At 69.6% G+C, this 11,649-nt stretch carries 10 protein-coding genes; 4 read left to right on the top strand and 6 right to left on the bottom strand.

Translation table 11 applies throughout. The features are described 5' to 3' along the window. Nucleotides 1-31: 31 nt before the first annotated feature. Nucleotides 32-895, bottom strand: a complete 864-nt coding sequence (locus BN4251_RS17510; RefSeq protein ID WP_087486261.1) for a protein NO VEIN domain-containing protein — start codon at nt 893-895, stop codon at nt 32-34. 183 nt (nt 896-1,078) lie between these two features. Here BN4251_RS17510 and BN4251_RS17505 point away from each other — a divergent pair, with 183 nt between their 5' ends. Together BN4251_RS17505 and BN4251_RS17500 are read left to right on the top strand one after the other, a co-directional pair. Further along, on the top strand, nt 1,079-1,507 hold the full coding sequence (locus tag BN4251_RS17505; protein WP_087486260.1) for a (deoxy)nucleoside triphosphate pyrophosphohydrolase: 429 nt from the start codon (nt 1,079-1,081) through the stop codon (nt 1,505-1,507). Further along, nucleotides 1,507-4,647, top strand: coding sequence for a DEAD/DEAH box helicase (locus BN4251_RS17500; RefSeq protein WP_087486454.1), 3,141 nt, complete (start codon nt 1,507-1,509; stop codon nt 4,645-4,647). The genes BN4251_RS17505 and BN4251_RS17500 overlap by 1 nt, the downstream gene beginning before the upstream one ends. Here BN4251_RS17500 and BN4251_RS17495 read toward each other — a convergent pair. Further along, a complete protein-coding gene (locus BN4251_RS17495) occupies nt 4,622-5,959 on the bottom strand; it encodes an acyltransferase family protein (protein WP_245810408.1) in 1,338 nt (445 codons plus the stop codon). The genes BN4251_RS17500 and BN4251_RS17495 overlap by 26 nt on opposite strands. Before the next feature lie 169 nt (nt 5,960-6,128). Here BN4251_RS17495 and BN4251_RS17490 point away from each other — a divergent pair, with 169 nt between their 5' ends. After that, complete coding sequence (locus BN4251_RS17490) at nt 6,129-6,794, top strand: class I SAM-dependent methyltransferase (protein ID WP_087486259.1); 666 nt, start codon at nt 6,129-6,131, stop codon at nt 6,792-6,794. A 143-nt stretch (nt 6,795-6,937) separates the two neighbouring features. Here BN4251_RS17490 and BN4251_RS17485 read toward each other — a convergent pair whose 3' ends face one another. The 4 genes from BN4251_RS17485 to BN4251_RS17470 all read right to left on the bottom strand — a co-directional run bounded on the left by BN4251_RS17485 (nt 6,938) and on the right by BN4251_RS17470 (nt 10,262). Further along, nucleotides 6,938-7,744, bottom strand: a complete 807-nt coding sequence (locus BN4251_RS17485; RefSeq protein ID WP_087486258.1) for a GmrSD restriction endonuclease domain-containing protein — start codon at nt 7,742-7,744, stop codon at nt 6,938-6,940. 209 nt (nt 7,745-7,953) lie between these two features. Further along, nucleotides 7,954-8,661, bottom strand: a complete 708-nt coding sequence (locus tag BN4251_RS17480; protein WP_087486257.1) for a GNAT family N-acetyltransferase — start codon at nt 8,659-8,661, stop codon at nt 7,954-7,956. A 151-nt stretch (nt 8,662-8,812) separates the two neighbouring features. Continuing rightward, on the bottom strand, nt 8,813-8,995 hold the full coding sequence (locus BN4251_RS17475) for a hypothetical protein (protein WP_087486256.1): 183 nt from the start codon (nt 8,993-8,995) through the stop codon (nt 8,813-8,815). Between the two features lie 439 nt (nt 8,996-9,434). Further along, nucleotides 9,435-10,262, bottom strand: a complete 828-nt coding sequence (locus BN4251_RS17470) for an SDR family oxidoreductase (RefSeq protein WP_087486255.1) — start codon at nt 10,260-10,262, stop codon at nt 9,435-9,437. Nucleotides 10,263-10,376: 114 nt separating this feature from the next. Here BN4251_RS17470 and BN4251_RS17465 point away from each other — a divergent pair, with 114 nt between their 5' ends. After that, on the top strand, nt 10,377-11,114 hold the full coding sequence (locus tag BN4251_RS17465; RefSeq protein WP_087486254.1) for a sulfite exporter TauE/SafE family protein: 738 nt from the start codon (nt 10,377-10,379) through the stop codon (nt 11,112-11,114). The last annotated feature ends 535 nt before the right edge of the window (nt 11,115-11,649 follow it).

Raw genomic sequence — 11,649 nt, 5'->3', positions numbered from 1 at the left:
CGCGCTCGGCCGACGGGCGGCGTCTGCGGGATCAGCCCCAGGCGCCGCCCTCGCCGTCGGTGAGCGGGAGCGTGCCCGCGGCGCGGTGGCGCTCGTACAGCTCGCGCAGGTGATCCCGGTACTCCGGATCGTCACCGGCCGGCTCCATCGGCGGGAGCGCGGCGAGGAGCTGGTCGGCGATCTGGTCGCGGTCCCACCAGGCGGGGATCATGACGCCCGCGAACTCACGGGCCGTCCTCTGCACGTCGTCGAGCGAGGTGGACAGGATCAGATCCGAGGTCGTCACCTGGAGCGGGTCGCCCGGCATCTCCGACTCCCGGCCGACGTGCAGGCGGACGTGGAGTCCGTCGGGCGCCCATGTCACCGCGAAGCGGGTCCGGTGATAGCCGCGGTCGTGCAGGGCGATGACGCCGTCCAGGATCTGCAGGAGGAAGCCGGTGCCGACCAGGGCGGGCAGTGATGCGGCGCTCGCGACGAGGTCGTCGTAGAGGGCGACGGGCATCGGCACCTCGAAGTAGTGCTTCTCCCGCTTCTGCTCGATCCTCTCGCGGAGCTGGTCCCCCGCGAGGTCGAGGATCCTTATCGCCGACGGGTCCGCCGAGCGGACGTTCGTGACGAGGTAGAGGTGCGCGGCGGGATCCGTCTCGAAGGCCTCGACCTGGTTGGGCTCGAGCCACAGGAAGTCGCCGCGGCCGGCGCCGCCGAAGGCCTTGATCTCGATCAGGCGCTTCTCACCGGTGGTGTCGTCGAAGGACTCGACATCGACCAGGGCGTCCTTCTTGCTGCGCAGGTCGACGGCCATCCGTCCAGCAGCGCGCTCGTAGGCGATCACGGCATCGATGGCCCGGGACTCGATCTCGTAGTTCGACAGCTTCAGCAGGTCCGCCTGGTTCATGGCGTGATCATGACTGAGGGGGCCGACGGCCGCCGGTCGAAGATCCACATGCCATGCGCCTCGAGACACTTGAGAACCCTCGCTTCCCCCGCCGCGGCACCTTTCGACCCTCGGCTTTCGCTGCGCATGTCACCGCCGCTTCGTACGATCGACGGTGTCGGCCCAGGCAGAGGAGATTGCGCGGTGGAGAATCCAGTCATCCGAGTCGTCGGCGCCATCGTCGAACGAAACGGCGCGGTCTTCGCCGCTCGACGCAACGCCGAGCGCAGCGCCGGCGGGCTGTGGGAATTCCCCGGGGGCAAGATCGAAACCGGCGAGACGCCCGAGGCCGCACTGCGCCGCGAGCTTCAGGAGGAGCTGGGTGTCGACGTCGCTGTTGGCCCGTTCGTCGACCGGAGCCTGAGCGATGTTGGCACCGCGCGCATCGAGCTCTCCTGCTACGCCGCGCAGTTCACGGGCGAGGATCCGACTACCAGCAGCGACCACGACGCGATGCAGTGGGTGCCTCTCACGGAGTTGTCCTCGCTGCAGTGGGCGCCTGGCGATGTCCCACTCCTCGAGGACTTGCCAGAGCGGCTCGCAACTCTCCGCGACGAGTCCAAGGCGAAGTGATGGAGGCGCAGCCGGCCCTGGATCCCGGCCTCTACGAACTGCTCCTCACCACGGGCCTCACTGATGCGGTGCAGTCGACCGAAGAGCAGGGCTTCCTCACTCCGACGGAGGACGTGGACGACGCGGATGTCGTGCATGTCCTCTCCCAGCACGTCGCACGAACCGTCGAGCAGGCGTTGAAGACTGCACACCGTGAGGAGCGCATCGCCCTCGCGAACCGTCTCCTCTCGGCGTTGCCCTCCACTGCCCCGGATCCCGAAGTGTCTCCTGGGCCGCGCCTTCTCACCTCGGTGACGCCACCGGAGACACCCCTCCTGCCCCGTCCGTCGACACCGCTCAGCGACGTCGCGCTCTTCACGAACTCACGAATGGATCCGCAGCTCGGCTCGGAACTGCGCCTCGAGATGGCGAGCGCGGATCGCATTGACCTGCTGTGCGCGTTTGTGCAGTGGAGCGGGATCCGCGTGCTGGAATCAGCTTTGCGCGAGGCGGCTGAGCGCGGAGTGCCCATCCGGGTTCTGACTACCACGTATATCGGTGCCACGGACCGGAAGGCGCTGGACTACTTCGTGCGCTCTCTGAACGCCGAAGTGCGGGTGAACTACGACGCGCAGTCCACCCATCTCCACGCGAAGGCGTGGATGTTCCATCGGTCCAGTGGTTACACCACCGCGTATGTGGGCAGCTCGAACATGAGCCGGGCAGCGCTCGTCGACGGACTGGAATGGAACGTCCGTCTCTCGCACCTCGCGACTCCGACCCTGGTCGACAAGTTTGAGTCGACCTTCGAGACCTACTGGGACGACGCGGCGTTTGCGCCGTACAACCCAGACACTGACGCCGAATTCCTCGATGCACTCCTCGCGAAGAACAGCGGCCGCGCCTCCGCGACAGACCTGTCGATCAGCCATCTCGACGTGCGTCCATACCCGCATCAAACAGTGATGCTGGATGACCTCGCCGCCGAGCGGGAGGTGCACGATCGACACCGCAACCTGCTTGTCGCAGCAACAGGCACGGGCAAGACCGTGGTTGCAGCGCTCGACTACAAGCGCTTGCGGACGTCGGACGCCGACCAACCGACCATCCTCTTTGTCGCGCACCGCAAGGAGATCCTTGAGCAGTCCTTGAGGACCTACCGCGACGTTCTGAAGGACGGCGCGTTCGGGGAACTGTTCGTCGACGGGCGGAAGCCCATCCGGCGGCGGCATGTCTTCGCCTCGATCCAGTCGTTGCAGCAGGCCGGCGAGCTCGAGCGATGGGCGCGCGACCACTTCGACATCATCGTCATCGACGAGTTCCATCATGCCGAGGCGGCGACATACCGAAAGGTCCTCGACTACTTCACCCCTAAGGAGCTGCTTGGGCTCACTGCAACTCCCGAGCGGGCCGACGGGGTGGACGTGGCTCAGGAGTTCTTCGGCGGTCGCGTGGCGAGCGAGCTGCGGCTGTGGGACGCGCTCAGCGCCGACCTGCTTGTGCCTTTCCACTACTTCGGGATCGCCGACGGTGTGGACCTCAGCGGGCTGCGATTCACCCGCGGTGCGTACAACACTGACCAGCTGAACAGCTTGTACACCGGCAACGATGCTCGAGCCTCAAAGGTCCTGCAGGCCCTGCGAGACAAGGTCACGGATCCGAGCCGAATGAGAGCGCTCGGGTTCTGCGTCAGTGTCGAGCACGCCCATTACATGGCCGAGGTGTTCCGTCGCGCCGGTCTCCCCTCGCTAGCGCTCAGCGGCGCCTCGGGGTCCGATGAGAGGCAGGAGGGGCTCGCAAAGCTGCGACGCGGCGAGATCGTCTGTCTGTTCGCTGTCGACCTCTTCAATGAGGGCCTCGATATCCCGATGATCGACACGGTCCTGATGCTGCGCCCGACGCAGTCCGCGACGATCTTCCTCCAGCAGTTGGGCCGCGGGCTTCGGCGGTCGGACAACAAGGCCGTGCTCACCGTGCTCGACTTCGTGGGGCTCCAGCACACGAACTTTCGCTTCGACCTGAAGTACCGAGCGCTCACTGGTCTTTCGCGGAACCGACTCGAACGCAGCATTCGCGAGGGGTTCCCGTTCCTCCCGCCCGGAACGCAGATCGTCTTCGACCGCGTTGCGCAGGACATCGTGCTCTCGAACGTGAAGAAGCAGCTCAAACTCTCCACGCGGGACCTGGTGGCGGACGTTCGCCAGCACAAGCCGACCGACGCCAGCCCTGAGGACTACGGCTTAGGCTCCTACCTGCACGCGGCAGAGCGGTCCCTCGCTGACATCTACGGCCCGGGGACGCGCAGCTTGAACAGCCAGAAGCGTTCTGCGAGCTGGTCCACTCTCGTGGACTGGGCCTTCCCTGCCGACCGGGGAAAGCCGCTCTCAGACACGGACGACGCCCTCCTGCGCCGCGTGGGGACGTTGACGCACGTCGACGATCCTGACCGGATCCAGGCGTACCGCCAGCTTCTCACCGCGCCAGCTCTCCCCGCCGGGATTGAAAAGGATCTGCACGCCTCGATGCTGGTGAACTCCTTCTGGCCCAACGGGGAGCGGAGCATTCGTACCGGCCTCGACGAGCTACGGTCACACGCGTCGGTAATCGAGGAGCTACTCCACCTGCTCGCGTTCCAGGAGCAGTCTTCTCGAGTCCGCCCGGAAGCACTCTCTGGTTCAGTCGCGCACTCACCGCTGCGATCGCATGCGAACTACTCCCGCGAGGAGCTCCTGGCCGGATTGGGGCTTGGCACCCTGGATGCCGGCGCTCCAGGTTCGATCCGCGAAGGCGTGAAGTGGCTCCCCGGCATGAACGTGGACGCGCTACTGGTGACGCTCAAGAAGTCCGAAGCGGACTACTCCCCCACCACCATGTACCGCGACTACGCCATCAATCAGCAGCTCTTCCACTGGGAATCCCAGAGCACGACGAACGTGGAGAGCCCCACGGGGCAGCGATATATCAACCACGCAACGCGCGGCTCCAGCGTCGTCCTCTTCGTGCGGCGCACGAAGACCGGCGACATCGGCACCGAGCCCTACACCTGCCTCGGCACGGCCCAGTTCCAGCAGGCGACGGGGTCACGGCCGATGCAGATCGTGTGGCGGCTAGACAGGACGATGCCCGCAGACCTCTTCATGGAAGCGCGGGCGGTGGCGTAGGCACGTCCAACCGGCCGGGTTTTAAAGGCCGCGACGACGAGCGCCCCCAAAGCCCCGCCACCGGCAGCAGCGGCCACCACCACGTCACACCGCTCTCCCCCATCACGCCCACTGACGCCATCACCGCGAGCCCCGCGATGACGCACACCGCCGCGGCGATCGGCTTCCACACCGGCGGTGCGGGACGGTCGTCGCCGCGCGGATCCTCGAAGCGCCCCATCACGAGTACGACTACGCCGGTCAGGGCGAGCAGCACGAGCGCCCACAGCGGCCGGGTCGCCCACCACAGCCCCGTCAGCGGCTCGGGCAGCAGCGCCCGGGCGTCGAGTGCGAGCAGCAGATGCGCCACCCCCACCATGACGGTGAGGTGCCACAGGAACCACGTCATGATCCGCTGGTTCACGAGCACGGTGACGAACCACAGCCGGGGCCGGGCCAGCAGCGCGGTGAGCGGCTTCTCGAGCGACAGCACGAGCCCGGCCTGCAGCATGCCCAGGAACGCCATGGTGATGCGGGTGGGGCTCGAGTTGGAGATGTCATCAGCGGCGGAGGTGATCATCGAGACCGGGTACGGCCCCACGGTCACGAGCAGCAGCAGGCCCACCAGCCCGATCACGGCGAGCAGCAGACGCCTGCCCGCACCGGAAAGCCTGCCGTCCAGCCAGGCGTAGCCGAACTGGTGGAACGCCGCCCACACCAGCAGATAGTTCGGGTATCCCAGCAGCGGCTGGTTCGCCGCGAGGCTGAGAGCATCCACGATCGCGGCGAGCGCGAGCACACCGAGGATCGAGAACCAGCCGAAGCGTTCCCACAGGAGCAGGCAGGGCGGCGCCACGATGATCACCATCAGGTACGCGGCGAGGAACCAGGTGGGAATCAGCGCCATCTGGGAGGCGAGTTGGACGGTGGCATTCGGGGCGCCGGCGGCGACGGCGACCACCCCGATCACCAGCCAGGCCAGCAGCAGCGGGATCAGCGGGATCCCGAGCCTGCGCAGTCTGGTGCGCAGCCACTGCCCGTAGCCCACGTCCTTGCGCCGCGCGGAACGCCAGGAGAGGGCGTTGGAGTATCCGCCCACCAGGAAGAAGATCGGCATCACCTGGAAGATCCAGGTGAGCGGATGGGTCCAGGTGGCACCGTCGAGCACGCCGTGCGGCAGGATGCCGCCGTCGGCGTCCACCGCGATGATCGTCCAGTGCCCCAGCACCACCACGGTGATCGCGGCGGCGCGCAGGAAATCCACCACGCGGTTGCGGGACTCCGGCGTGGCCGCGTCCACCCGCTCGGCGCGGCTCATGCGCGTGCTCGTCATCGGGGAGTCCCTTCGTCAGTGGCCCCGCTCCGGCGCCCGGCAGGGAGCGGATCTGCAGGAAGTGGCGACAATCTACCCGAGCGGCGCGAGGCGCAAGAGCGCCCTTCCCGGTGCGGCGTTCTCCGCCCGAGCACTTCCGCACCTCCCGAGCGTCTGCCAGGCTCGCTCCATGACCCACGAGCACCAGCACGCCGCCCCGCACGATCACGCCGCGCCCGATCCAAGCCTCTCCCCCGCCCAGCACTGGGAGCAGCGCTACGCCGGGGACGAGCGAATCTGGTCCGGGCGGGTCAACGCCACCCTCGCGGAGGTGGTCGGCGAGTTCGAGCCCGGCGCCTCGATCGACCTCGGCTGCGGGGAGGGCGGGGACGTGCTGTGGCTGGCCGAGCAGGGCTGGCAGGCGCGGGGCCTGGACATCTCCGAGACCGCCATCGGCCGCGCCCGCGCCGAGGCCGCCGCACGCGGGATCGAGAGCGCCACCTTCACGGCGACCGACCTCGGTGCCTGGCAGCCGGAGCCGGACACCGCCGATCTCGTCACCGCCTCCTTCTTCCAGTCCGAGGTGGCGCTGGAGCGGATGGAGATTCTGCGCCGTGCCGCCTCCGCGATCCGCCCCGGCGGACACCTGGTCACCATCTCGCATGCGGCCCCACCCTCCTGGGCCGACCACCACCCCGCACACATGATCGACGTACGCGCCGAGGCGGAGCAGCTCGCCCAGCCCGCCGTCGACTGGGCGGTGGAGGTCGCCGAGGAGCGTCGGCGCCCCGCCGTCGGCCCCGACGGCGCGCCCGGCGAGCATCTCGACGCGGTGCTCGTGCTGCGCCGACGCTGACGAGGGCGCGGGCGCCGGTGCGCCGGCACGCGCTGCGACGGCGTCAGCGCAGAGCGGACGGGCCACCCCGATACGAGGAGCACCCTCGGGGCCTGGTGCAGGATCTGGCCCGTCATCGCCCGTTTGCTGGCCCTCTTGGCGCGCTACTCGCAGGCGGTGCCGTCGCCGTCACGGTCGAGGTGCCGGGAGTAGCCGGGATCGCCGGAGCGCACGGGGGCGGCGCCGGCGGCGCGGGCCGCCTCGCAGCTCTCGAAGCGGAGCTCTTCCCCGTCGGCCTCGGGCGGGGGCTCATCGGTGTCCGGTGCCGGCTGGTCCGCGCAGTCCGCGAGCACGCGCCGCATGGCGTCTGCCTCGGCGGGCTTCACCCACAACTCGTAGCGGTGCTTGACCGCGATCTGCCGGGCCACGTACTCGCAGCGGCTCTCCCGCTTCGGCGGCAGCCAGGTGGCGGCGTCACCGTCGCCCTTCTGGCGGTTCAGGCTCGCCTCGACCGCCAGGAGGTTCAGCGGGTCGTTCGCGAACTCGCGCTTGGTGCTGTCGTCCCAGGTGGCCGCGCCCGTCTGCCAGGCGTCCGACAGTGCCACCACGTGGTCGATGTCGATCGTGGAGGCAGTGCGGTCGAAGGCGACGCTCTCGCCGCTGAAGGGCGAGAGGAGGGTGCCGGTGAGCACCACGCATCCGTCGGTGCCGGGCTTGAGCGTGATGTCCTCCAGGTCGCGGCGCAGGATGTCGTTGCGGGTGTCGCAGCCGTTGCGGTCCATGTCGTCGCGCCAGCCGAAGGAGTCGCGGTCATAGCCCGTCTTCGGGGCGCGGCCCTTCTCGTCGAGCTCCTCGAGCAGCGCGAGCGCCGTCCCGTCGGCCGCCGGGGCGCCATCGGGCTGCTCCGCAGTGTCGGTGAGGGGTTCGCAGGCGCTGAGCGGCGCGAGGAGGAACAGGGCGGCCAGGACCATCGGCCACAGCGCGCGGGCGCAGTGCCGGTCCGGGCGGGTGCGGCGGTCGTGGCGGAGGGGAAGGGTCAGTCGCGTGTGCAGGGAAGGTCCTTCGTGCTCGTGGGGAAGGGCCCGGGCGGCCGGATGACCTCGAGATCACCCGCTCGGCCGCCGCGCCGTCGGGAAGCCTACGGCGTGCCCCTGACAGACGAGTCAGGCGTTATCCCTGCTCACTCCCCGTCCTCGAGCCCCTCCCAGAGCCCGAACCGGGCGAAGCCCGCCGAGCGGGCGAGGGCGGCGGAGGGGGCGTTGTCGAGGTCGCAGCGGTACTGCGGCTCATATCCACGGGCCAACGCAGCGGCGCTGATCGCTCGCACGGTCGCCCGGCCCAGGCCCTGACCGCGGAACTGCGGCAGGGTGATCACGCCGAGGTCCGCGATCGTGGTCTCGCCCCACGGGTACATGCTCGAGACGGAGACCAGCTGCTGCTGGCGGAACGTGCCCACCACGAGCCAGTGGTCCAGCTCCACGAAGGCCTCGTCGAGGTCGTCCCCCGGGGCGAGCGCGGTGAACGCGGCGAAGGCGTCGGCGTCCGCCGCGGTGAGCTCGCGGGTGCCCTCACCCCAGGGCTCTGCGCGCAGTCGCTCCTGCTCGGAGAGCGGGAGGTGGAACAGGTGGTCGGCGCTGGCGAGCTCGAGCCCTGCCCGTTCGAGGCGCGCCTCGAGCTCTGCACGGTCCAGGCGCTCGTCGGAGACGAGGCCCAGCTGCGCGGCCAGGTACGGGGCGAGGGAGAGGACCCCGGCCGCACCGTCCAGGCGCAGCAACGACAGCGGGAGCTTCTCCGAGCGAGTCGGATCGATGACCACCAGCAGCTCGCCGTCAGGGCAGGGCTCGAAGGCGGCCGGGAGCCGCTGGCTGGAGATGAGTGCGGAGAACACAGCGGCGGCCTCTTAGGGCTCGGGAACGTGGATCTCCACGGAAGCTACCGGAAGCTGCAGCGACCTGGTAGTTCTTTTCGTCGGCCCGCTGCCGGACCGTCGGGGCGGCACGCTCGGGCGCGCCTCCGCCGTGACTCAGAGGCTCAGAGGCTCAGAGGCTCACCAGGGTGACGGCCACGAAGGCGGCCACGAGCGAGGCCGCGACGGCCAGGCTGCTGCGCCAGGTAGGTGCCTGATCGCTCGAATCCGCAGTGGCAGGGACCGCCGGAATCTGCGTGGTCTCGGTAGTCGCCGGCAGCTCCTGGCCGACAGTGACGTCATGGCGCGACTCCATACGTGGGTCCCTCCTTCTCGCAGTGGTTGGGAGCACCGTTCTCGAGGCCGAGTATCGGCTGATCAGATGCGGTTTCCGGGCATCTTTTGTGCTCGCGACAAGAGTAGGGCCGCGGGGGGTCGCAGAAAAGGGTCCGAGACCATGGGTCAGGCGAATCACACCGCAGTCTCCGTGCATGGTCGTTCTCGAGTCGTACCGCTCGCCCGCCACCGCGCGAGATCGTCACCGCGCAGCTGCGGGAGTTCACCATGCACGCCTGCGGACACGACCTCCACCTGATCGCCGGGCTCGGAGCAGCGACGCTGCGCGCCGGCACCGAGGCCGCGGCGAGCGCGGCGTTCGCGCTGCGGGGTCGGGCCTGACGGTGCGTGCCGCCGTCGGCGCTGCGGGCCGACGTCGGCGCTCTGCCGACGCCGGCCCGCACGCGCGGCGGCGCGCCTCAGACCCCGAACGCGGCGAACTTGGCGTTGATCGCCTCGTCGTTCCAGCCCCACACGTCCTCGCCCCGCAGCACCGCATCGGCGCCGCCGTCGGCGTAGAACGTCTGGCCGCAGCAGTGGGAGTTCTCCACCGACGTCAGCCAGATCAGCAGGCGCGCCACGCTCTCGGCATCCTGATGACCGTTCAGCGGCATCGGCACCACCATGTCCATGAACGCCGCGTACTGAGGATCGGCGAGCATGTCCTGCGTCATCGGGGTGCGCACGATGCCGGGGGCGACGGCGTTCAGCGGGATCCCGGCCCCGGCCCACTTCGGCCCGGTGGACTCGCGCCGCACCCAGCGGGAGATCGCCCGCTTCGAGGAGGCGTAGATGAGGTTGCCGGTGGCGGGATCGGCGGCGAGCTCCTCCGCCCGGGCGAGCGCCGCGGGCTCGTCATCCGCCATCAGCGCCTCGACCAGCGCGGGGTCGAGCGGCTGCAGGGAGGACATCGAGGAGACCAGCGCGACGCGCGGCGCTTCGGAGCGGGCCAGCGCCGGCTGCAGCGCCTCGAGGAACTCGGTCATCCCGAAGTAGTTCACCGCAGCGGTGACGGCCTTCGGGGCGGCGAGCCCGGCCGACGGGATCACCGCATCGACGATCCCGCCCGTCGCCTCGAGGGCGAGCCGGGCGGCCTCGGCGCGGCCGTCCGGGGTGGAGAGGTCCGCGGAGACCTCCACGCCCTGCAGATCGACGCCGACGACCGTATGGCCCTGCTCGCGCAGCAGTTCGGCGGTCTTCGCCCCGATGCCCGAGGCTGCTCCGGTGATGATGTAGGTGCGGGTCATGACGGACCTCCTGGTGAGCGCACCGCATCGAGCAGTGCTCGTACCTCGACGCTATCCACGCACACACCGGATCCAGGGTCATAGGTCACCGGTTCACCGCATACCCTGACCGGCGTGATCGATCCGCAGTGGTGGCAGCTGGGCCTGGCCGCGCTGGCCGTCCTGGCCGGGGCGGTCGCGGTGCGCACCACCGGAATGGGCTTCGCGCTGCTGTCCTCCCCGTTCCTGGTGATGGCGCTGGGCCCCTTCGAGGGAATCCTGGTCACGAACGTGTGCGGGATCGTCGCCGCGCTGCTGAACCTCACCGCCGTGCACGCCGATCTGGACTGGCGGCGGGCCGCGAGCGTGATCCCCGCCGGGATCGTGGGCACAGTGCCCGGGGCGCTGCTGGTGCTGTGGCTGCCCCCGGCGGTGCTCGCGATCTCGATCAGCCTGCTGGTGATCGGCGCGCTGCTGTTCACCCTCGCCTCGCGCCGCCTCCAGGTGCCGAACTCACCGTGGGTGGGCGTGGGCGGAGGCTTCGCCTCAGGACTGATGAACGTGACCGCCGGGGTGGGCGGCCCGGGGCTGGTGGTCTACGCCCTGGCCACACAGTGGGAGCATCGCCGCTTCGCGGCCACCGCCCAGCTGCACTTCGCCGTGCTCGGCGTGGCCGCGCTGATCGCGAAGTGGTCGCTGCCCACGCTGCCGCTCGTGGGCTGGGCGGTGCTGCTGGCCCTGCTGGTGGTGGGCCTGGTGGGCGGGAACGTGCTGGCCCGCTGGGTGCACGGAGCGCAGGCGATGCGCTGGGTGATCGTGATCGCGATGGTCGGTGCGCTTCTGTCGCTGATCCAGGGGCTGATCCAGCTGTGAGTCCCTGCCGCGCTTGCGACCGCGTCACCGCACCGCGGGCCGGCACCCGTCCTGCCGCACGTCGGGCCCCTCGCCGCGGGTGATCTCTGTGGTTCCGTCGGCCTCCCAGGACACCGGCCACGAGGTCAGGAGCGCAGTACTTCCCGCCGCCCGTCCGTCGGCCCCCACCGACGTTCCGGCGGCTCCCGCCGCGCGTGAGCCTCGTGCCGGTGCCTCTCCCCCGGGAGAGTCCCGCACCCGCCACCAAGGAATCTACGAGGCCTCGTGCGGGAGCGCGATGGGGTGAACTGCCTGTGCAGAAGTCCCCGGGGAGAAGTCCCCATTGCGCTCCGGCACTCGCGAGGCTGGCACGGCCCCCTTGGTCTCGTCCGACGCGGGAACTAGACACCACACCCCGCCGCGCCGGTCGTGGAGGCCGCGCACCGGGACGAGGACACTCCGCTCCACGACCACCGAGGAGCCTGTGCGTCCGCTCGTGATCACGCAGAACATGACCGTCGACGGTTCGAGCGAGATGCTCGACGACTGGTTCGAC

Origin of the sequence: Brachybacterium massiliense, assembly GCF_900184245.1 — a bacterium.
Taxonomy (GTDB): Bacteria; Actinomycetota; Actinomycetes; order Actinomycetales; family Dermabacteraceae; genus Brachybacterium; species Brachybacterium massiliense.
This window is presented reverse-complemented; position numbering and strand designations above follow the sequence as displayed.

Excerpts from the sequence above, each read along its gene's own strand:
- BN4251_RS17470 (WP_087486255.1), bottom strand. The coding sequence starts at position 10,262 with ATGACCCGCACCTACATCATCACCGGAGCAGCCTCGGGCATCGGGGCG.
- BN4251_RS17500 (WP_087486454.1), top strand. The coding sequence starts at position 1,507 with ATGGAGGCGCAGCCGGCCCTGGATCCCGGCCTCTACGAACTGCTCCTC.
- BN4251_RS17475 (WP_087486256.1), bottom strand. The coding sequence starts at position 8,995 with ATGGAGTCGCGCCATGACGTCACTGTCGGCCAGGAGCTGCCGGCGACT.
- BN4251_RS17485 (WP_087486258.1), bottom strand. The coding sequence starts at position 7,744 with ATGGTCCTGGCCGCCCTGTTCCTCCTCGCGCCGCTCAGCGCCTGCGAA.
- BN4251_RS17490 (WP_087486259.1), top strand. The coding sequence starts at position 6,129 with ATGACCCACGAGCACCAGCACGCCGCCCCGCACGATCACGCCGCGCCC.
- BN4251_RS17495 (WP_245810408.1), bottom strand. The coding sequence starts at position 5,959 with ATGACGAGCACGCGCATGAGCCGCGCCGAGCGGGTGGACGCGGCCACG.
- BN4251_RS17510 (WP_087486261.1), bottom strand. The coding sequence starts at position 895 with ATGAACCAGGCGGACCTGCTGAAGCTGTCGAACTACGAGATCGAGTCC.